This window comes from Candidatus Symbiopectobacterium endolongispinus, assembly GCF_018777385.1.
Lineage (GTDB): Bacteria > Pseudomonadota > Gammaproteobacteria > Enterobacterales > Enterobacteriaceae > Symbiopectobacterium > Symbiopectobacterium endolongispinus.
This window is the reverse complement of the sequence record NZ_JAFJYB010000004.1, coordinates 36,684-56,059: the sequence shown is the minus strand read 5'-3', so window position 1 is coordinate 56,059 and position 19,376 is coordinate 36,684. Positions and strand designations below refer to the sequence as shown.

Sequence of the window (19,376 nt, the reverse complement as noted above, 5' to 3'; positions counted from 1 at the left end):
CCGAAGGGGTGAGTATCAGGATGATACGAATAATCACGTGCTCGAGAAGTTCAGCTTGTTGACAGATTGGCATTCATGGCTGAGAAGCGGTGGATGTAAAACAGAATATGCCTGGCGGCGATAGCGCGGTGGTCCCACCTGACCCCATGTCGAACTCAGAAGTGAAACGCCGTAGCGCCGATGGTAGTGTGGGGCTTCCCCATGTGAGAGTAGGGAACTGCCAGGCTTTTATATCGATTATCAGACGGTGTCTGGTAATGAAAAAGTATCGGTGGAGCGGTAGTTCAGTCGGTTAGAATACCTGCCTGTCACGCAGGGGGTCGCGGGTTCGAGTCCCGTCCGTTCCGCCACCCTATTAAAGAAAAGCCCTAAGCAGTTGCTCAGGGCTTTTTACTTTGTGCCATAGTTACCTTGCTCTGTAAGGATCTGTTATGCAGTGCAAGTCTTTCCGAATACCCCTGTCACTCAGGCCGTTCTTTGCTTAAAGTAATAGCGTGTAGCACTGAAGAGAGAAGCAGGTTCGTTGTGCGAAAGAAAACCTATGCGGTGAGGTACAGTGCGGGGCAACCCGTAGAGAGAATTTTTTCCTCTGGTGTACAGTATCCTGTTATGCAGGCACTGCCAGAGGAGCCGCTGCTTGAAAAAAACGACGTACTGCGTGTATTGGTGTGGAACATCTATACACAGCAGCGTCTGCACTGGCTTTCGGTATTGCAAAATTTTGGTAAAGATGCTCATCTCGTTTTACTGCAAGAGGCGCAAAGTACGCCTGAGCTGATTCGCTTTGCAACGGCGAACTATGTTGCTACCGATCAAGTCCCTGCCATTATTCTTCCCCAACACCCTTCTGGTGTGATGACGCTGTCTGCCGCACAACCGTTGTATTGCTGCCCGCTGAGAGAGAGCCTCTGCTTCGCTTGTCTAAATCGGCGCTGATTACGGTTTATGCATTGCAGAGCGCTCAGCAACTGATGGCCATTAATATCCATGCCATTAATTTCAGTATCGGCGTTGAAGTGTATGGCAAACAACTGGATGCGATTGGTGAGCAGGTCAAACGTCATGCCGGGCCAGTAATCATGGCTGGGGATTTTAATGTCTGGAGCCGGCAGCGTATCAATGCGCTTTATCAATTTGCCAGTGAGATTGCCTTGCGTGAGGTTCGCTTTGTCGACGACCAGCGGCGTCGAACGTTAGGCCGCCCGTTAGATTTTGTTTTTTATCGCGGGTTACACGTCATGCAATCTTCTGTATTGGTTACCCAGGCTTCTGACCACAACCCGCTATTGGTTGAATTTCAGTTGCCAGTATGACGTTAAAACAATAAAAAAAGCCACGAAGGTCAACCATCATGGCTTTTTTATAGGCTATGTAGCACTTAAGAGTCTGGTTATGCTGCTGTATACACATGGGTCTTCCCCTATCATGGTGGGAGACTCATAACCCCATGTTTAACCTGCCGTAATGGAACATCACTGCCACCTTAAAGCGTTCTTTGTTCCGGTATCCTCTGGACTTGATCCGCAGCAGCCTTATCTTGCTGTTTAGTGACTCTGCATTACCGTTTGATACCCTGTGTTTCATGGCATTCAGGATCCCGTACAGTCGTTTACGTAACGTCCGGGCGGCGCTGCTTAGTAGCGGGACACCAACGTCTTTTGCCATCCCTATCCATTCCAGCCACAGACGCCTGCTGTGTTCGTCATACCGGCGGTTCCAGAGTTCCCGGGCCAGCGCCTTCATTGCCCAGCAACGGCTGGTATCAGGCAGAACCATCTGCGCTGCTTCCAGTCTTTCTGCTATTCGACCATGACGTTTATGGCGACCGTACAACCACAGATAACGGGAACGATGTGCACTTTTTCGTGCCGGTAACGGGATGGTTTTCATCTCCAACTGTCGTGTTTTATCTACGACGGCACAGAGCATTTTCGCTACATGGAAGTGGTCGAACGCGATCTTCTCCACCGCGTTAGGCAGATGGAGCCGCGCTGCGCTTATATAGGATAGATTCATGTCCATCGACAGGGTTTTAATGGATTCAATCTGGCGGTCACCCAGACTCCGGAGATAGCCAGCAAGACTTTCAACTCCGCGATCATCTTTGAGTTCCAATGCCTGTCCTTGGGTATCAGAGATAACGGTGACGTACTGATGCCCCTTTTTGAAAGCGACCTCATCAACACAGAGATGACGTGCGGCCTGAGGTGTTTTTCGACGGGCCAGTCCACGCTTAACCGCCCGTTGCATAATATTATCGACAGCATTCCAGCTCAGCCTCAGCTGTTTCCTGACGGCATCCACGGTGCTGATTTTCAGCCATGAGATAACGAACGACTCGAACAACAGCGTATACCGGCTACCGGGGCCGGCCCATGGAACAGACAGCGTCTGGTAGCCATGCTCCGGGCACATAATACGGGGTACATCAGCTTCGACTATTGTCGCGAACTGACAGGTATCGAGATGGCGCCATTTACGATGTCGGTGATCGTGAATAGGACAAGATTTCCCGCAGGTTGGACAGGTTAACTGAGTGTTTTTCGCAATCTCAACTGTAACGGTAACAGAACCGGCATTTTCATCGAGAGAAAGAGACTTTACCTGCCACGGAATAGACAGGTTGAGGATATGAGCGTAGAGAGACTTTTCGTCCATGGTGGTGACCTCTGGCGATTTAATACGCCATTATCATGCCTTCAGCCACCACAACAAGGGAAGACCCCGGTGAAGCACTGGCTATTCTGGATAAATTTTCAGCGGTAACAGAAACACAGTTGGAAAAACATCACGATACTACCCTTCCCTACGTCGCTTTCAACTTACAACGTGCCGCCATGCTGGTTCGGTGGGGTTTCACTTGTAATATGATCAATAAAGAAGAGTGGGATCTGTTTAAAGTAGAAATCCATGATGCCTATCAGACCTATTTCGGCGATACCGGTTTCGGTAAATTTACCTACGATTACTTGATTGCCGTTTATCTGTTCCACGCCAAAGATAATCTCGATATGGTTCGTTAACGCTTGTACGGATTAACCGAATTACAGAAAAATAACTATCTGGGTTTGTCATGGGAAGCGATTAACACCCTTTCCAGCGCCAAATAATTAGCTGTTGATCGCCAATACCCTGTTCCAGGATCTGGAATAGGGTCTATTCCCTATTCCCCGCAACGACCTGCCGCGCCATTATCACCTTATTAATGCTCTCCATCGCCTTTCCCTTTAGAACATGTTGTACAGCCTTTACCCCCTATGGGAGATATAAAAACATGCTACTGCCCATTTCAAACAATACCATCACCCTAATACCCCCAATCGCCGCCGCTTCAGCACAAACTCCGTGTGCGACGCTCATGAAAGAAGCCATGAAGTCACTCCTTTCTTTTCAGTTCGGTGATTTCCGCGCCAGGATCGTGGAAATATTGCGTGTGTTGACAGACACCCACGGTGAAAAGCTCACGTGCTTAGAGCTTAATCTTCAGTTGGATACGCTGTTCAGCGAAAAAAGGGGGTGGGCTACAGTGAAGGGACATCTGCGTTTACTCCAATAGAACAAACCGTTTATCGCAGCACACAGATCGAGAGCACCACCTATCTGGTATCTGCACCAGCCCACGATCTACTCGATGAGCATAGCAATGAAGCAATACTATCGGGTGCTTTGGGTCACGCGGCCACTTTGTGCTATGCGAGGTGGATATCAATGAGGGAATAATCAGCGCAATAACACTGCATGATTCCAAAGCGGGATTAATTGATGGTTTTTATAAGGGTGATAAGCACCTTAAAAAGCAGCTTCTCAACCATGAATCTTGGGTTGGACAAAAAATTTATCCTCACCGCACAGCATCACGGGCATCAGCATCTCTTTAATGGCAATGACTGTGGCCGTTATACCCTTTATTAAGCGGATGCCATTGTAAATAACGGCTCTTTAACTGGTGCGTCAGCAAAATATGCTATGGCATTTTTTTCACAACACTGTGTTAAATAAACTTACGCGTCATCTGCAAGACCACGATTTGCGCAATGTTTGCATACCAAAAGCCATAACTCTGCTATGGAATTGTAGTTTTCCCCTGAGATCAATAGTGGTATAACACCTTTATCAGTGCTGTTATACCATTAAATAATAATATCTTTTTTATTGTCACGTCAGGGGAATAGTTATGGCTGTATCGGATTCTGCGTAGCAGCAAAGTAAACCCGCGTCAGCCCCCATTTCAGGTATCGCCCTGTTGGTGGCTAGCGCTTTCTTTATGGAGTTCCTTGATGGCACGGTGATCGCCACCGCCTTGCCCGATATGGCACGCTCGTTTGGCGTTTCTGCCGTTGACCTTAATATTGGTATTACGGCTTATCTGTTAACGCTGGCGGCGCTGATCCCTGCCAGCGGTTGGGTGGCAGAGCGTTTTGGTGCCAGAACCGTTTTCAGTGTGGCATTGGCGATATTTACCTTTTCATCGTTGCTATGCGGCCTGGCGGAATCCGCAACGCAGTTTGTGCTGTTACGCGTGGCGCAAGGTATTGGCGGTGCCATGATGGTGCCGGTGGGTCGCCTGGTGGTATTAAGAACCATGCCAAAAGACCAGTTGATTAAGGCGATAGCTACGCTCACCTGGCCCGCGCTGGTGTCACCGATCATTGGGCCGCCATTGGGAGGGTTCATCACCTCCTATGCCAGTTGGCACTGGATTTTTTTCCTCAATGTGCCGTTAGGGATTATCGCCATCATTATCGCTCTGCGTTTAATGCCAAATCAGAAACCAAAAGAGAAGCTGCCGTTTGATAGCCGGGGCTTTCTCTCTACCGGGATCACCATGCTGTGCCTGGTTTCCGGGTTGGAAATGCTCAATCAACAACAGAGTCACCCGACATATGCGTTTGCCGTCATCGCTGCCGGTATGCTCGCCATGTTTTGGGCGATAAAACACCTGCGCACCGCGTCTACCCCGTTGATTCGCCTTGACGCATTGAGCGTTCCCACATTCCGCATCACCATGCGCGGAGGATTTGTTTTACGCGCAACCATCAGTTCCGTTCCCTTCCTGCTACCACTGATGTTTCAGGTGGGATTTGGTATGGATGCCTTTCACTCTGGTGCGTTGGTACTGGCGGTTTTTGCCGGTAACCTGGCGATGAAACCTGCGACAACGCCGCTTATCCGTTATTTTGGCTTTAAAAAATTGCTGATTGGTAACGGTATTCTTTGCGTACTGTCGTTGTTAGGCTGCGCACTGTTAAGCCCCGATACACCGCAAATGGTGACATTGGTGGTACTGTTTTTAGGCGGTCTGTTTCGCTCCATGCAATTCACTGGGATCAGTTCATTGGCCTTCGCCGATGTTCCCGCGCAATAGATGAGCTCGGCCAATACGCTTTTCAGCACCTCATTGCAGTTGGCTAATGGCCTCGGTATCACGCTCGGTGCGCTGTGTATTCGCTCGGGTGCCTGGATCAGCGAGACGCTTATGCTACCCGCCATACCGGGAGTCAGTTTTCGCATCTGGTTTGCCCTGATTGGGCTGATTACCGCGCTGGCACTCTGGGATATCATCAAGTTAAGTGCAGATGCGGGCAACAATGTTTCCCGCAAACCCAAATGATCAATCTACCGGTCGGAATTGGTTTCCCTCTATCGCTCAGGTTTTTTTCGCATTGACGGTTCTGGCCAATTCGCGTTGGCCAACTATCAAAAAACGCTCCACATCCACAGTTATCGTAAGTTATCGTACGGAATAACGGAAATCATCTATTATTCATTTTAAGTATTAAAAAAGCTCTTTTTTTGGCCGATAGTGATTTCAAGGGTTTGTGTTCTGTGTACATACAGATAAGCTTGATGCATTAGTGGGCAATGGTTAAATCATCGATAACCAGCGGTTGCTGGGCCAGACGTCGCGTTCTTCAAAACCCAACGCGTTGAGATTGCACATTAACATGTTAACTAGCTGTTTTTAAGAAATATTTTACTGACATTTTTATCTTTTTCGCTTTATTTCAAAGTGATGTGTTGGCATTAAACACCGCCAGTAATGAATATATAAAGGAGTTATATTGTGGTTATTCCAGATATTCAGACTCAAAATCTACATGGCGCCACTTTTCAACCTAACGTCTCTACCGTTGATGTGATCAAATCACCCAATGCGGTAGCGGCAGTCAATACTGAGAGTAAAACCGGATCTTCATCTACTGGCTCAGATCCTTACGATACATTTTCACCGGCCAACAGCACTAAGGTGACCCTCTCTTCTGACAAGGCGCGCGCTGCACGAGGTGATGCTGCCGAGAAAAAGCAGGCCGAGCAGCAACAAGATGATGGCGAAGCCGCTGCGGCCAATGAATATTCATTGACCATGACAGGCATTCCTCTGTTCGGCGGTAAATTGGTCTCCGTGATTAAATATCCTGATGGACAATTAGAGATGTTTGATTCCTTGACCGGAAAACGCATTTCTCAACAAGATCTGGCTCTGCTCGGTGTGTTGCACGGCGTGGATCCTGAGCAAGTAATGAATTTTGAGAGCAATGAATCCTACAGTGGTCTCACGGTGGCTGAAGTCTATCAACGTATTCAAGAGCTGCTCGGCAAGGAAAACGGAAGCGACGAGTAATGTCGATGACGGCTCAGTGCCCGCGCTGATATCTGCTTTATCCGCGCGGGCTGCCGTATGACGTGATGCGGTTTACTCCTCTGCGTGACAGCAGGGGCACATATGCACCTCAGCGGCGCTAATTGCGGAATCCCACTCGACGCGCACGGTCTGTCCTTCAGGAAGTGAATGGTGCAGATACTTGCTGACAGCTTCCTCTGTCATTCCCGTTATTTCTTCCGTTGCCGACAGCGTATCCCCAACATAGACCCGCGCCACTGCATGAGCTGGCTTCTTTTCATTACCTTGCAACTGATACAGGTAATTCACCGTTAATTTGATACTCGCCATCACGCACCTTCTTGTGGGCTGGCGGTAGCGTCATCCAGACTGGGGTAATCGGTGTAACCCGTTCGATCGCTGGTATAGATAGTCTGTGCGTTCAAGGCATTGAGCGGCGCACCGAGGCGCAAGCGTTGCACCAGATCGTGGTTTGCGATATACCAACGCCCAAACGACACAGCATCTGCGCCCCCTCATCCAACAGCGCCTGTGCCGATGCTATCGTCAAACCATCATTGGCAATATAGGCACCGGTAAAATGTTTACGCACCAACGGTGCCATAAAGCGTACTGCCCGCAATATCTTCACGGCCAAAGATAAAGGCCAAACGACGTGCATCCAGCTGTTGGGCCACATAGGTAAACAGCGCCGCCAGATCGGAATCCTTCATGGAGTGCGTATTGGACATCAGGTTCAGATGCACGCCAACACGGCCAGCAGGCCAGACAGTGAGAACCGCATCCACTGCCTCTAACAGAAAATGTGCCCGGTTTTCAATGCTACCACCGTAGCGGTCCGTTCGCTGGTTTGAACCATCATGCAGAAACTGATCGAGCAAGTAACCATTGGCCGCGTGTATTTCTACACCATCAAAACCGGCGCGCTTGGCATTGGCCACCGCCTGACGGAAGTCCTCAACAATACCCGGGATCTCATTGGTTTCCAGCGCACGTGGCACTTCATAGTTCTTGTAGGGGCGAATCGTAGCGACGTGGCCTTCAGGCGCAATCGCACTGGGGACAACCGGCAGTTTCCCATCAAGGTAGACAGGATCGGAAATGCGCCCGACGAGCCACAGTTGCAGGACAATCTTTCCACCGGCGGCGTGCACACCGGCGGTGACGCGCGCCCAACCGGCAATCAGTTCATCAGACCAGATACCCGGCGTATTCTGATAGCCTACGCCCTGCGGTGAGATAGAGGTAGCTTCGCTGATAATCAGTCCTGCGTTGGCGCGCTGTACATAGTATTCCAGCATCAGCGGCCCAGGCGTTCTTTCGTTGAAAGGCTTTCATGCGCGTCAACGGAGTCATCACAATGCGGTTAGGCAGCGTCAGTTCGCCGATAGCGGCGGGCTCGAATAGATTCGACATAGCATTTCCTTTCTCAGAAACCGGCCTCAAGGCTGGTTCAGGCAACCCTAATGTGTCTGGTGTTTTATCATGGCACTCACGTTTGCTTCGCAACAAATAGTGCGAGACAAATCACATTATAGGGTTAAAACGTCCCTTTGGAGCGGGTATTATCCGCAAGGATGATGAGAAACATCGGGGGGTAAGAGGGATGAACGATAAAGCGTAATTTCAAATACTTTTTCTGGCTAGATATCCTTCCTCGCATTTTCCTGTCAACAGCGCGATTATTGGTAGCATTAATCGCCATCACATGCCTTTTTTTTCGCTCAAAGACGCTCTCGAACAGGCTGCTTTTTAATGCTATTTATTGCATTTTCCTCCTTCCCCCTATTGATATTCAACCCCCCACCAGGCGTAGATTTAGCGCCGATTCCATCATAACGGGCATGCCCTGTTTATGACGGACGGAAAGCCCTCGCTCTGCGTCGGTTCGCAGGGGTAAATGCTTTCCAAAAAGACGCACAATCGGAATCGTTGCAGGCGTATGTTTGCTGAAGATGACAATCAGTGAAGTATTTTTTATGGGTATCTCATTCATGCTGATGGTGTGGGCGGGTACTTTTATGCTGATGATTTAGTGACAGGTCATCGCGAGTTCGATACCAAACAGCATAAAATAAATAAAATCGAATAAAAGAAATGAATAAGGGCTGAGTGAAGAATCACTCAGCCCATTTTGTTGGCGTCGTTAATGAAAACGTCAGAAGGAAAAACCGGGAACAAAAAGCAGAATACCGCCGCTTATCGCCAGCCAGAGGCCAAATGCCAGCGGCTGATCGAAATCGCCCCCGTGCCGCCATCTCCACAGACAGGTCATTACTAAACCGCCCAATGCCTCTAACAGCACCAATTGCGGCAGCGCTTGCCATCCGAGCCAGGCACCGAGCGCCGCCAACAGTTTGAAATCGCCCGCCCCCAACGCATCTTTGCCCGTCAGAGTTTTAAACAACCAGTAGACCACCCACAGGGCAAGATGTCCGGCCATGGCACCAATGACAGCACTCTCCAATGGCACAAAGGCGTCGCTAAGATTGATGAACAATCCGAGCCATAACAGCGGCTGCGTCAACGCATCCGGCAGCAGCAAGGTATCGGCATCAATCGCCGCCAGAGCAATGAGAAAGGCAAGCAGAGCCAATGCCCCCCAGCAATGAGACTCCCGGCGGCCACAGGCTGCCAGCCGCCACAAACAGGATTCCGGTTGCCGCTTCCACCAGCGGATAGCGCCAGGCGATAGGCTGATTACAGCAGTGACTGCGCCCGCGCAGTACCAGCCAACCGAGTACCGGCACATTATAACGCAGCGCGATTGGCTGATGGCAGTTTGGGCAGTGGGAACGCGGCCACCACAGATCGTAACGAGTCTGTGCGAGTTGTACGTCGCCCTCAACGTTCAAAGCGGCTTCATCACGCCACTGCATTTCCAGCATGACAGGCAGTCGGCGAATCACCACATTCGGAAAGCTACCAATGACCAACCCCAACACCAAAAGCGCGCTGCACCAGAGCAGAGAATACGCTTCCGAAAACGCTACCAGTTGTTCCACGCCGTGCCTCGCATATCATCATCCTCGTAATGGTTGGCATCGCCTTTACACGCTATCGTTTCACAGGCAGCAAGGAGCAACAACCGGTAAAACACGCCCAAATGCAAGCTTGTGCACTCGCACGCAGTTAAAGCGCCAAACGCCCCTGAAAACGCAACAAACGACCACCTTGCGTGTCAGAGTTACCCTGCGTGGACAAGATACGCCCAATCGCTTGCGGCATGGCATCACCGCTCGCCACCCGCCCATCAAACTGGTATTCCCCGCTGGCAGCCAAACTCCCCTTGCCGGTAATTTGCACATAGGGCGATTGCTGGCGCAGCGCCATTTCCAAACGACCCTCACGGCAATTGAGCTGTACCTGCGGCTGAGCCAGAGCAACCGTGCCAAGCGGCGTGCCTAATGCGGCATTCTGCCAGTTCAACGTTGCCGACAGCGATTGGCATCCGCGCGGATCGACAACGGCGTGTTGCAACCGTAATTGCACGTTCCCTTGCGCACTGACGTGGACAATGAGCGGCAGCTTATTCACCACGTAAGCGGCGGGAACAGACACCTGCCACTGAAAAAGCTGCGCCTGCTGCCAGCCTCGGATCACGCCTTTTCCGCGCGGCCCATCGGGGCTATCGAAAGCCACCGCCAGCGCGGGCATCAGGTCAGAGAAGGTGACATCCCAGCTCACCGCGCCCACATCACTACCGCGCCAGCGAACCGCGTCAATCTGCCCGTGCCAGACCGTGCCGTTAACACCATTAACCGCCAGATCCTGCGGTAGCCACCGCGTCAGCAAGCTAGCGGGGGCATCCAGCGTCAGGAAAAACAGATAGCCCAGCATGAACACGAGCGCTACCAGCGCTTTCATTTTGAAATCTCGCCCCGTGTTCGAATCGGTATTGAGGGCACTAGCTTTCATTGGCACACTCCATCACCAGTTTGCTGATATCCACCCTGCCGGGCGAGCCGTCCACGGCATTCACATCGAGTTGTTGCACGTTAATGCCCAACTGTTCCATCTCCCCCGGCCATTGCATCAACAAGGTGAAATCACTGCGCTCCAGCGTCACGGCAACCTGATTCCCTTGCGGTTGTAGTCGTATCGCTTTCAAGCCGTAGCGGCTACTGCTTTGCGAAATCAGCACAGGCAAGCTGACATGACGCGATTCTGCTGCCTGGGATGTCAAGGGTGCAGCGGCCTGTGCAATACGAGGGGCTTGCTGGCGCAACCAGGAGACCGTTTGTTGCTCCCTGACCAGCGTGCGCTGCCACTGCTCGCTGCGTTGCTGCCAGGGTTGCCATAGCAGGAAATAGCAGGCGGCCAGCACCAGCGCACTGCCCGCCAGCATCAGCAGCCGACGCTCACGTGGTGTAATGCTAAGCCAATAGTGGTGCCGCCACGTCATGACGGCGTTTCTCATGGTTGCCCCTTTAACGTCATCTGTGCTTCAACGCGTGTGCCATTCTGGCGAATTTCACCGTGTTGGATCTGGTAATAGGTTTCAGCCTGTTGCTGGAACTGTTCCAGTTCGGGATAGGCAGGCGCGCTGTAAGCCAGACGAATTTCTTGCCGATTACCGTCATAGGCCAGCGTGGTGAGGCGTATGTCCTGATTTTCTCCCAGCAACGCCTGTAAGCGATTCATTGATTGCAGCAGGCGAGGCGTATCGCGCTCACCGCCTGCCTGCTATAAATGCTGTTGCATCTGTACCCGAGGATTCACGACCTGCGTTTCTGCCGGGAATATCTGCCGATATACACGCACGCTTTCTTGCTGCCAGTAGACCGCTTGTTGATACAGTTGGTAATGCTGCCAGACAGCATCCGCCAGCAATAACAGCAGATAGCAGCCAACCAGCGCTGCCGCTCCACGCCAGGCATTCCACCCGTTGCGCCATGCTCTCGCCGGTGCAAATTCCCCTGGTCCAGCCCTAACAGGGACAACGTCGGTGCCTGTGCCGCCAATTGCAGCAAAGGCGTGGTGGATTGAGACGCCCAGATACCGGCGGATGGTGCCGGATGGCTGTAGCTGTCACCGTGCAGGACTGGTATCTCTTGGTCGGCGTCACTCCCCGCGGCATCGGGTTCATCATCGGGGTGAGCCAGGGGCAATGCGGCCAGCAACGCCGCATGCCAGCTCGCCATGCCATCACCGGTTGTGTGACGAAACAGCCACAGATCGCGGTGGCAGAGCGCGCTGAGCCCCGTGACAGGCAAGGGCAGCGCCATCACATCGGGCAGTATGATGTCAGGTTTGATGGCCAATGCAGCGCAGAGCGCCACCCAATGCGCCATCTTGCTCTTTGCGACGACTGCAACCGTCGCACGGTCGCCGTCCCATACCAGTACGGCACAGTGTACGGTTTCCACATCAACGGCCAGCCGTTCCTCCAGCATAAACGGCAGCGCCTGCTGTAGCTGGCGGCGAGCCTGCCGAGCAATAGTCAGCGAATGAAACGTCACGGCGGTCGTCGGCACCAGTACGGTGGCTGAGTGAATGCCAGGATACCCCGCCAGCAGTTCGCGCAACTGTACTGCGCTGCCCTTGTGTTACAACGCGTCCCTCACGACCGTGCGCGATCAGCCATTCAACATCCGACTAATCCCCAGCCAGTCGCACTATCAGGCGCGGCTTGTCAGAAGCCCGTACGCCTTCATTCATCTGGCGTGAAAGAGCCAGCGCTCGGCCGGGAAATACGCGTTGAAAATTAAACGTCTTCATACTGTTCCTGTTCATGGATTCACCGTGCGGTAACCGCCTGAGTACCGTCGTACCACGGACACTGTTTTTCCATCCCGATGCAGTAGACTGGTTTGGTAGACATCACCACTCTCGCCCATGCGAACCCGCATATGGGCAAAAAACCAATCACTTATCGCCACCAACACTCGCTGCGCGCTGCTTTTATTGATATTGGGAAAACTGCCTTGTGCTAAAAATGCAGCTCCGCTTTGCCACCCCGCCACAGGGCGTTGCTGCAACAGCGTTTTGGCCTGCTCTGCGTTTAGCGTGTTAAGAAACAGCGCGGAGAGCAGCGGTGCCTGATAGTCCCGCAACGTATTAATATTTATCTGCAACTTTTGTGTCGGCAGTGCACAGACAAACGTCAACAAACGCTGGTAAAGCGCAGCATCCACCCCTTGCACCATGCGCAATTCACTGATATCTACCATCGACTGGTTGGCTGCACGGTAGGGATCGGGCACTGCCATATAGGTTTCATCTTCAGCCCCGTTCGCCATTGGCTGGCTGTCTTCGTCAATCCAATCGCGCACTGCCGCCACAATGGTTACAGCCTGTGCCGGATCGACCCCAAGATTGATCAGCAACCAGCGAAATACCTGTGCGGGATACGGCGTGCTGTCGTCACTAATGGTTTTATTAAGCGCATTCAAGTTGAAGCACGTCAGCCCATCCTGCACATAACCGAGGATCTCCCCGCCCTCAACCGGAAACTGGCGTCCGTGCTGCGCCCAGTTTTGCGACAGCGTCGTGCGTTCCGGCGTGGTCAGCGCATCACGCAAGATCACCTTTCCCACAAAGGCTTCCGCGCCAAGGGCATACCATTTAGCCTGCTGGTGTCCCAACTGGCGGTCGGTGCGCATAAACACCTTGCCTTGCCGTTCAGCGATACTGGCGGCGACCGTCACCATCAGCGCCAGGATCAGCAATACCACCAACAAGGCGACACCACGCTGGCGCGACTTCATGTCTTCTCTCCAGGCGAGATAAGGAACATGCGTGACACTTCGCCGTAATCGCGCAGCGTTAAAATCACCTCAATCCCCTGCGGTAACTGCGCGGTGTTACCCCACGATTTCTGCCAGCCGTTACTGCCGTAAAAACGTAAGCGAAAACCTTCTACCTGGGTCAATATCGCTTTCTGTTCCGGTTTTTCACCTGGAATAGGATCGACATAGCGGTAAAACAGCCGCTCTAGTTGGTTATCACGTAATCGATACGCCACGCCCTGTAATTCGCTGCGCGGCAAAATACCCAGCGGATTAAGCCAGCCATTGCGAGTGAAACGCAGATAGTCGTCTTCACTTTGCATTTGCTTACTGCCGGTAAAGAAAAACGCAGCTCTGCCTCGACCATGGCGAGCAATGATGTGTGAAAGATCGTCCTCCACCTGACCAAACGCCCGCTGCAACTCTGATAACCGCTGCGCTTTGCGCGCTGAAATTTCATCGTTACGCATCACGCCGTTCAGTATCTGGAATGCGCTAACGCTCAGCGCGGCAAAAATCCCGATAGCCAGCAACATCTCCACCAGCGTAAAACCGCGCTGTATGTGCAACGACCTTGCTGTTACACCGTCAAGGCGGGCTGTCTCGCCCTTCATTGTTTCACCACATAACTGCGCATCACCGGTTTCTACGCCTTGCCAACGCCAGAACCAGCGCTCACCGCCCTGCGAACTGACACCGCTTACCCAACGCGTTTCCGGCCAGCGTTTCTCCAGCTTCAACTGTACCAGCTGATTTTCTGCTACCCAGCCTGCGAAGGTTTTCAACCCCAGACGGTTCAGGGCGCTGACCTGATAGATGGCGGTCTTCATCACGGCCAGCCCCGCCAACGCAAACACCGTCAACGCCACCATCACCTCAAGCAGTGTCATACCGTGCTGCGGTTTCATAACCGAGCCCCCTGGATAGTCGTGCGTTTTTCTTGCACATCCTGCGAGGTCATAATGTTGCCGACAGCATCCACCTGTACCCAGGCGTTCTGCGTTTTCGGCTCGGCGTTGAACACCAGCCGAAACGGCGTTACTTCTCCACTGGGCAGAATCAGGATGTCAGTCTCATCGTCACGCCCGTTCGAGACCTCTTCGTGGCCATTGCGTTTCAGCGCTTTTACTTTTGATATCTTGCAGTTCAAGGCGCAAGCGTGCGGGTAAAGTCGCAGAGGGCGTAATGCTTTGTGGTCGCCAGGGCTGCCAGTGGTAGCCCAGAAACTGATCGCTGTGCGAGCGTGACGTTTCACCACCGTCATTCGGCAACAGCTCGATAAACTGCCACCGGTTCTGATAAATACGTACACCAAGCACATGCTCGTTCAGTTGACTCTCTTCCACGGCAAAATCGAGCTGCGCGCGAAAATAGGCCATCTGCCGGGCACTGCACTCTGCCTGTCGGAAGGAAAGGCCATCATCACCAGGCTGGCAGCAATCCCTGCCAGCAGAGCAACCAACATCATCTCCAGTAGTGTGAACCCGCGTTGCTGTTCCATCCTGCCCTACCTTGCGTGACCCACGCTATTTGCCGCCGATGTTCCAATTGCCGATATCATCTTCGGTGCCCGGCATGCCATCCGGCCCAAGAGAGAAGATATCCAGTTTGCCGTGCTTGCCCGGATTCTATAGTTGATAATCCGCGCCCCACGGGTCTTGCGGCAAACGCCGGATATAGCCGTCCGGCTGGTAATTCTTCGGTTCAGTCTGGATCACTGGTTTTTTTACCAATGCGGTCAGCCCCTGCTCCGTCGAGGGGTAGCGCTGGTTATCCAGGCGATACATATCCAATGCACTTTCGAGTGCCACAATGTCACTCACCGCTTTCTGGCGATCGGCTTTGCCTTTATTCCCCATCAGACTGGGGACCACCATGCTCGCCAGCACGATAAACAGCACTACGGCCGCCATCGTCACCACCAACAACGGTTCGAACAGCCCGAGCGCCATGGACATCTGCGCGTTGAACTCTCTGTCCTGATTATCCGCCGCCCGTTCCAGCATGCTGTCCAGCTCACCGCTGCGTTCACCGCTGGCGATCATGTGGCGCATCATCGGCGGAAACAGTGCCGTTTGCTCCAGCGCCTTGTGCATGCTGACGCCCTCGCGCACCACCTCCGTCGCTTGCGACAGGCGATGGCGCGCATAATCATTGCTCATCACATCGCCACTGATGCGCATCGCCTGCAACAACGGAACCGCGCTGGCGTTAAGAATGCTGAGTGTACGCGCATAGCGCGCGGTATTGAGGCCGCGCAGAATACACCCGATCACCGGCACGCCGAGTTGGCGGCGGTGATACGCCAGGCGACGCGTTTCCTGCTTGAGCAGCGCGCGGGCGACAAGGGCACCGACCACCAGCGCAATGGCAATCCACGGCCCGGCACTGCGCACCATATCGCTCAGGCCCATCAGCACACGGGTTGACAACGGCAGCGCCTGTTCCATGTGAATAAACTGTTCGACCACCTTATGCACCACGACGGACAGCAAAATGCTGACCACGGCAATGGCAACCACCGTCAATACGCACGGGTAGATCAACGCCTGCTGAATGCGGCGGCGCATCTGCTGGCGCTGTTCGGTATAATCCGCCAGCCGGTTCAACACGGTATCCAGATGGCCCGAGGTTTCGCCTGCGGCGACCATGACGCAGTAGAGGCGGGTAAAGCAGCCGGGAAACGTTTTCATCGCTTCCGCCAGCGAATGCCCTTCCATCACCTTGCTACGCACGCCGCTCATCAAGTTGCTCAAGGCCGGCTTTTCACTCTGACGCGCCCCCGCATCCAGCGCCTCCTCCGGCGGTAGTGCGGCTGCCACTAGCGTTGCCAACTGGCGTGTCAACAGCGCCAGATCCGCCGCGCTGATGCGCGTGGTGCGGCGCAGCGAAAAACGCGGTGTAGCGGATGCCACCCCCCACTGCCTTGCCCTTCGCTCAACGCCAATGGCGTCAGGCCTCGCTCGCGCAGTAGCTGTCGCGCATGGCGAGCCGAGTCGGCTTCCTGACTGCCGCGACAGCGTTTTCCGTGCTCGTCCAATGCCTGATAGTGAAACAGCGCCATCTCACTCCTCCCGCGTTACTCGAATAACCTCTTCCCAGGTGGTTAAACCGGCCAACACCTTGTTGATGCCGTCCTGGCGGATGGTGAGACGCTCCGGCCCCAGCAGGCGGGCAATCGCTAGTTCACCGTCGCCACGGTGGATGGCGGCGCGAACGTCGTCATTCACCAGTAAAAGTTCATGGATCCAGGTACGCCCCCGGTAACCGGTAAAGTTGTACTGTGTACACCCAACCGCCCGATAAACCGTGCTGAGTGGCGTAATGCCCATTTGCTGCGCCTGCACGGCATCAGCCGGGTGCGCTTCACGACAGTCAGGACACAGGGTGCGCACCCGCCGCTGCGCCAGCACTGCCAGCAATGAGGTGGACAGTAGAAACGGCTCAATCCCCATATATTGCACACCAACAGTGCCCCCAGCGCACTGTTGGTGTGCAAGGTGGAGAGCACCAAGTGGCCAGTGAGTGAGGCCTGCACCGCTATCTGCGCGGTTTCACCATCACGAATTTCACCGACCAGCACCACGTCCGGGTCCTGACGCAAAATAGCCCGCAGGCCACGCGCAAACGCCATGTCCACTTTGGTATTGACCCGCGTCTGCCCGATGCCTTCCAGTTCATACTCGATAGGGTCTTCTACCATTATGATGTTGCGTTCGGTGGCATTCAAGCGGCTCAGCGCCGCATACAGCGTGTTACTCTTACCGGAACCGGTCGGTCCGGTCACCAGAATGATGCCGTGTGGACGGTTGATCAGCACATCAATGTGTTGCCGCAACGCTTGCGACATCCCCAGCGCAGCGAGATCGAGCTGGACGCTGTTCTTGTCGAGCAAGCGCAGCACCACTCGTTCACCATAGCTGGATGGCAAGGTGGAGACGCGCACATCAACGGCACGTCCGCCGATGCGCAACGCCATGCGGCCATCCTGTGGAATACGCTTTTCAGCAATATCCAGACGCGCCATGACCTTGATACGCGACACCAGCAGTGACGCCAGTTTGCGTTGCGGGCGCAAAATCTCGCGCAACACGCCATCCACGCGAAAACGGATCAGCAGGTGCCGCTCATAGGTTTCAATATGAATATCTGAGACTTTGTTTTTGATGGCCTCGGTCAGCATGGCGTTGATCAGACGGATAATCGGTGCATCATCGTCAGCGTCCAGCAGATCGTCGCTGTCCGGCAACTCTTCCACCAAGGTGTAGAAATCCATTTCGTTGCCAATATCTTCCATCAGACGCCGCGCTTCATCGGAATCGCACTGATAGCAGACGATCAGTTGCCGATCGAACTCTTGTGCACTGACGCGTGCTACCGTGAAAACGCTGCCCGCCACGCGGCGTGCCTCCATCAGTGCGGTTGCCGTCGTCGCCGCATCACACATCAGGCTGTGCTGCTGCGTTGCGCCATCCTGCAATAGCAGGATGCGAGATGGGTGCGCGCGTAGGCAAAAGGTAAGAGCGGCCGCCATTCCGGCGTGCTGGCGTTAAGCTCGCTCATCGGCCCCCCCGAGGGGTAAAGCGCAGTAATGGCGGTTTTCACCTGAAGGAATGTTTGTGTGTTACCGCTGCCCGGTAAGCGCAACTGTTTGTCATGCAACAGGTTATCGCGGTTGTCCCATTCACGTTGCTGCCCACGCCCTTCGCTGAATGAGCGGTATTTATCGCTGGAAGCCGTCTGGTACTGCTGGCGATCGCGGATGATAGTGGGTCGAATAAACAGCATCAGGTTACGCTTAGTGACCTGTTTGCTGTTGGAGCGGAACAGCGCACCAAGCACCGGAATATCGCCCAATACTGGCACGCGTGACGCGCTCTCGGTGGTGCTCTTATCCAGCAAGCCCCCCCCACGACGACGGTCTCACCATTCCCGACCAACACCGCATTGCTCACAGTTCGGGTGTTAAAGGTCGCCCCCAATTCGGAACTGCTGCTGGAGGCGGAATCGGCCACGCTGGAGACCTCTTGTTCAATCTCCATCAGTACAGAGTCTCCCTCATTGATCTGCGGCTTGACCTTAAGTTTGATCCCGACCGTTTTACGTTCAACGGTTTGGAAGATATGGTCCCCGGAAGTGGTTTGCGATCCCGCTAGTACCGGCACTTCCTGACCAACGTTAAAATTGGCTTCCATATTGTCCAGCGTTACGATGCTTGGAGTCGCCAGAATGTCGTTTTTGCTGTCGCTGGAAATGGCCGTCAGCAGCATCGACCAGTTGCCCTGGTAGAATCCAGCTGCCATACCGTTAAAGTTGCCGAGTGCCGTACCCAGTGCGGTGGAGACGGTGCCATCTTTACGGTACTGATCCACGTCGGTTACTACGGTGGAAAGCGGCATAGGAGAGCGGCACCGTCACCACGTTGCGATCGCCGGTACGGTCGACGCGCTCAACGATCTCCATCAGGCGTTTCACTACCGCGGCGCGACCGGTCATCAGCAGCACGTTAGAGGGTTCGTAATGCACCACGCTGCCAGACCCTGTATTGTCATTAATCTGGCGCAACAACGGCGCTAAATCACGCGCGGCAACGTTATTAACCGGCACGACGCGTGCCACCACTTCATCACCGATACCCGGCTGGCTGTCCGTCGCGACCGGTATCGATGAGGTTTTGGCATCTTTGGCGGCAATCACCTTTAGCACGCCGTTATCCATCGGCACCACGGCAAAACCGTACACGTCCAGCACGCTGAGGAAGAACTGGTAATACTGCTCTTCGTTCATCATGTCGTAGCTGCGCACCGTAATAGAGCCCCGCACCGCAGGATCGATAATCACGGTTTTATTCAGATTCTTGCTGACAGTATTGATGAACTCCTGAATATCCGTCCCTTTAAAGCTGGCGGAAAATTCCGCGCACCAGCACCAGGCAGAAACCATCATGAGAAGGCCCGCCCCCGCCAACCGCAAGCCAGTCATCCGCCGCCCTTTGCTAAAAACACGTTGCGCCACCTGTTCGT

14 protein-coding genes, 1 tRNA gene, 1 rRNA gene and 9 pseudogenes are annotated in these 19,376 nt (G+C 53.7%); 8 read left to right on the top strand and 17 right to left on the bottom strand.

Annotated elements, in window-relative coordinates; translation table 11 throughout:
• Nucleotides 1-110 precede the first annotated feature (110 nt).
• From rrf to JZM30_RS15545, 3 genes and pseudogenes are all read left to right on the top strand, one after another.
• Nucleotides 111-226, top strand: a 5S ribosomal RNA gene (rrf, locus tag JZM30_RS15555).
• Between the two features lie 47 nt (nt 227-273).
• Nucleotides 274-350 (top strand) — tRNA-Asp (locus JZM30_RS15550).
• Nucleotides 351-525: 175 nt separating this feature from the next.
• Nucleotides 526-1,313 (top strand): annotated as a pseudogene (locus JZM30_RS15545) (endonuclease/exonuclease/phosphatase family protein).
• A 124-nt stretch (nt 1,314-1,437) separates the two neighbouring features.
• Here JZM30_RS15545 and JZM30_RS15540 read toward each other — a convergent pair.
• Nucleotides 1,438-2,658 (bottom strand): ISL3 family transposase, encoded by a 1,221-nt coding sequence (locus JZM30_RS15540; RefSeq protein ID WP_252317421.1) that lies wholly within the window; start codon nt 2,656-2,658, stop codon nt 1,438-1,440.
• A 35-nt stretch (nt 2,659-2,693) separates the two neighbouring features.
• On the opposite strand from JZM30_RS15540, the gene JZM30_RS15535 reads away from it, so the two are divergent.
• The 4 genes and pseudogenes from JZM30_RS15535 to JZM30_RS15520 all read left to right on the top strand — a co-directional run bounded on the left by JZM30_RS15535 (nt 2,694) and on the right by JZM30_RS15520 (nt 6,622).
• Nucleotides 2,694-3,023 (top strand): DUF1266 domain-containing protein, encoded by a 330-nt coding sequence (locus JZM30_RS15535; RefSeq protein ID WP_252319768.1) that lies wholly within the window; start codon nt 2,694-2,696, stop codon nt 3,021-3,023.
• A gap of 251 nt (nt 3,024-3,274) precedes the next feature.
• Nucleotides 3,275-3,556, top strand: a complete 282-nt coding sequence (locus JZM30_RS15530) for a hypothetical protein (protein WP_252319766.1) — start codon at nt 3,275-3,277, stop codon at nt 3,554-3,556.
• A 669-nt stretch (nt 3,557-4,225) separates the two neighbouring features.
• Nucleotides 4,226-5,611 (top strand): annotated as a pseudogene (locus JZM30_RS15525) (MFS transporter).
• Between the two features lie 453 nt (nt 5,612-6,064).
• The gene (locus JZM30_RS15520; RefSeq protein WP_252319764.1) at nt 6,065-6,622 is read left to right on the top strand and encodes a hypothetical protein; all 558 of its coding nucleotides are present in this window, start codon (nt 6,065-6,067) and stop codon (nt 6,620-6,622) included.
• A gap of 72 nt (nt 6,623-6,694) precedes the next feature.
• Here the strand turns inward: JZM30_RS15520 and JZM30_RS15515 are convergent, their stop codons facing one another.
• Together JZM30_RS15515 and JZM30_RS15505 are read right to left on the bottom strand one after the other, a co-directional pair.
• Complete coding sequence (locus JZM30_RS15515; RefSeq protein ID WP_252319762.1) at nt 6,695-6,952, bottom strand: hypothetical protein; 258 nt, start codon at nt 6,950-6,952, stop codon at nt 6,695-6,697.
• A pseudogene (locus JZM30_RS15505) lies at nt 6,952-8,038 on the bottom strand (alkene reductase). Before JZM30_RS15505 ends, JZM30_RS15515 begins: the two are co-directional and overlap by 1 nt.
• Before the next feature lie 539 nt (nt 8,039-8,577).
• Here JZM30_RS15505 and ypdK point away from each other — a divergent pair.
• Nucleotides 8,578-8,658, top strand: a complete 81-nt coding sequence (ypdK, locus tag JZM30_RS24375) for a membrane protein YpdK (protein WP_367115774.1) — start codon at nt 8,578-8,580, stop codon at nt 8,656-8,658.
• 122 nt (nt 8,659-8,780) lie between these two features.
• On the opposite strand, the pseudogene JZM30_RS15495 reads toward ypdK, so the two are convergent.
• The 14 genes and pseudogenes from JZM30_RS15495 to JZM30_RS15435 all read right to left on the bottom strand — a co-directional run.
• Nucleotides 8,781-9,627, bottom strand: a pseudogene (locus tag JZM30_RS15495) (prepilin peptidase).
• Nucleotides 9,628-9,754: 127 nt separating this feature from the next.
• Nucleotides 9,755-10,540, bottom strand: coding sequence for a type II secretion system protein N (locus tag JZM30_RS15490; RefSeq protein WP_252319754.1), 786 nt, complete (start codon nt 10,538-10,540; stop codon nt 9,755-9,757).
• Entirely contained in the window at nt 10,530-11,042 is a 513-nt protein-coding gene (locus JZM30_RS15485) for a type II secretion system protein M (RefSeq protein WP_252319752.1), read from the bottom strand. The genes JZM30_RS15490 and JZM30_RS15485 overlap by 11 nt, the downstream gene beginning before the upstream one ends.
• Nucleotides 11,039-11,266, bottom strand: a complete 228-nt coding sequence (locus tag JZM30_RS25005; RefSeq protein WP_498037998.1) for a GspL/Epsl periplasmic domain-containing protein — start codon at nt 11,264-11,266, stop codon at nt 11,039-11,041. Before JZM30_RS25005 ends, JZM30_RS15485 begins: the two co-directional genes overlap by 4 nt.
• A 42-nt stretch (nt 11,267-11,308) precedes the next feature.
• Nucleotides 11,309-12,153: pseudogene (gene gspL, locus JZM30_RS15480) on the bottom strand (type II secretion system protein GspL); the annotation flags it as partial.
• A 67-nt stretch (nt 12,154-12,220) separates the two neighbouring features.
• Entirely contained in the window at nt 12,221-12,343 is a 123-nt protein-coding gene (locus JZM30_RS23645; protein WP_286673609.1) for a hypothetical protein, read from the bottom strand.
• 11 nt (nt 12,344-12,354) lie between these two features.
• A complete protein-coding gene (gspK, locus tag JZM30_RS15475) occupies nt 12,355-13,332 on the bottom strand; it encodes a type II secretion system minor pseudopilin GspK (RefSeq protein ID WP_252319750.1) in 978 nt (325 codons plus the stop codon).
• Nucleotides 13,329-14,261 carry a type II secretion system minor pseudopilin GspJ gene (gene gspJ, locus JZM30_RS15470; protein WP_438801511.1) on the bottom strand — a complete coding sequence of 311 codons (933 nt, stop codon included), beginning with the start codon at nt 14,259-14,261 and terminating at the stop codon, nt 13,329-13,331. The genes gspK and gspJ overlap by 4 nt, the downstream gene beginning before the upstream one ends.
• Nucleotides 14,258-14,617, bottom strand: coding sequence for a hypothetical protein (locus JZM30_RS15460; protein ID WP_252319748.1), 360 nt, complete (start codon nt 14,615-14,617; stop codon nt 14,258-14,260). The genes gspJ and JZM30_RS15460 overlap by 4 nt, the downstream gene beginning before the upstream one ends.
• A gap of 63 nt (nt 14,618-14,680) precedes the next feature.
• Nucleotides 14,681-14,854 carry a type II secretion system protein gene (locus JZM30_RS15455; RefSeq protein ID WP_252319746.1) on the bottom strand — a complete coding sequence of 58 codons (174 nt, stop codon included), beginning with the start codon at nt 14,852-14,854 and terminating at the stop codon, nt 14,681-14,683.
• A gap of 25 nt (nt 14,855-14,879) precedes the next feature.
• Nucleotides 14,880-15,242, bottom strand: a pseudogene (gene gspG, locus JZM30_RS15450) (type II secretion system major pseudopilin GspG).
• Nucleotides 15,234-16,417, bottom strand: a pseudogene (gene gspF / locus JZM30_RS15445) (type II secretion system inner membrane protein GspF); the annotation flags it as partial. The pseudogenes gspF and gspG, both read right to left, overlap by 9 nt.
• Nucleotide 16,418: 1 nt before the next feature.
• Nucleotides 16,419-17,800, bottom strand: a pseudogene (locus JZM30_RS15440) (GspE/PulE family protein).
• Between the two features lie 116 nt (nt 17,801-17,916).
• Nucleotides 17,917-19,299 (bottom strand): annotated as a pseudogene (locus JZM30_RS15435) (secretin GspD/PilQ domain-containing protein); the annotation flags it as partial.
• Nucleotides 19,300-19,376: the final 77 nt, after the last annotated feature.

Coding starts and splice junctions, on each gene's coding strand:
- JZM30_RS25005 (WP_498037998.1), bottom strand. CDS start 11,266: ATGAATCGCTTACAGGCGTTGCTGGGAGAAAATCAGGACATACGCCTC.
- JZM30_RS15490 (WP_252319754.1), bottom strand. CDS start 10,540: ATGAAAGCTAGTGCCCTCAATACCGATTCGAACACGGGGCGAGATTTC.
- JZM30_RS15455 (WP_252319746.1), bottom strand. CDS start 14,854: ATGGAACAGCAACGCGGGTTCACACTACTGGAGATGATGTTGGTTGCT.
- JZM30_RS15530 (WP_252319766.1), top strand. CDS start 3,275: ATGCTACTGCCCATTTCAAACAATACCATCACCCTAATACCCCCAATC.
- gspJ (WP_438801511.1), bottom strand. CDS start 14,261: ATGAAACCGCAGCACGGTATGACACTGCTTGAGGTGATGGTGGCGTTG.
- gspK (WP_252319750.1), bottom strand. CDS start 13,332: ATGAAGTCGCGCCAGCGTGGTGTCGCCTTGTTGGTGGTATTGCTGATC.
- JZM30_RS15535 (WP_252319768.1), top strand. CDS start 2,694: ATGCCTTCAGCCACCACAACAAGGGAAGACCCCGGTGAAGCACTGGCT.
- JZM30_RS15515 (WP_252319762.1), bottom strand. CDS start 6,952: ATGGCGAGTATCAAATTAACGGTGAATTACCTGTATCAGTTGCAAGGT.
- JZM30_RS15540 (WP_252317421.1), bottom strand. CDS start 2,658: ATGGACGAAAAGTCTCTCTACGCTCATATCCTCAACCTGTCTATTCCG.
- JZM30_RS15485 (WP_252319752.1), bottom strand. CDS start 11,042: ATGAGAAACGCCGTCATGACGTGGCGGCACCACTATTGGCTTAGCATT.
- JZM30_RS23645 (WP_286673609.1), bottom strand. CDS start 12,343: ATGAAGACGTTTAATTTTCAACGCGTATTTCCCGGCCGAGCGCTGGCT.
- JZM30_RS15460 (WP_252319748.1), bottom strand. CDS start 14,617: ATGACGGTGGTGAAACGTCACGCTCGCACAGCGATCAGTTTCTGGGCT.
- ypdK (WP_367115774.1), top strand. CDS start 8,578: ATGACAATCAGTGAAGTATTTTTTATGGGTATCTCATTCATGCTGATG.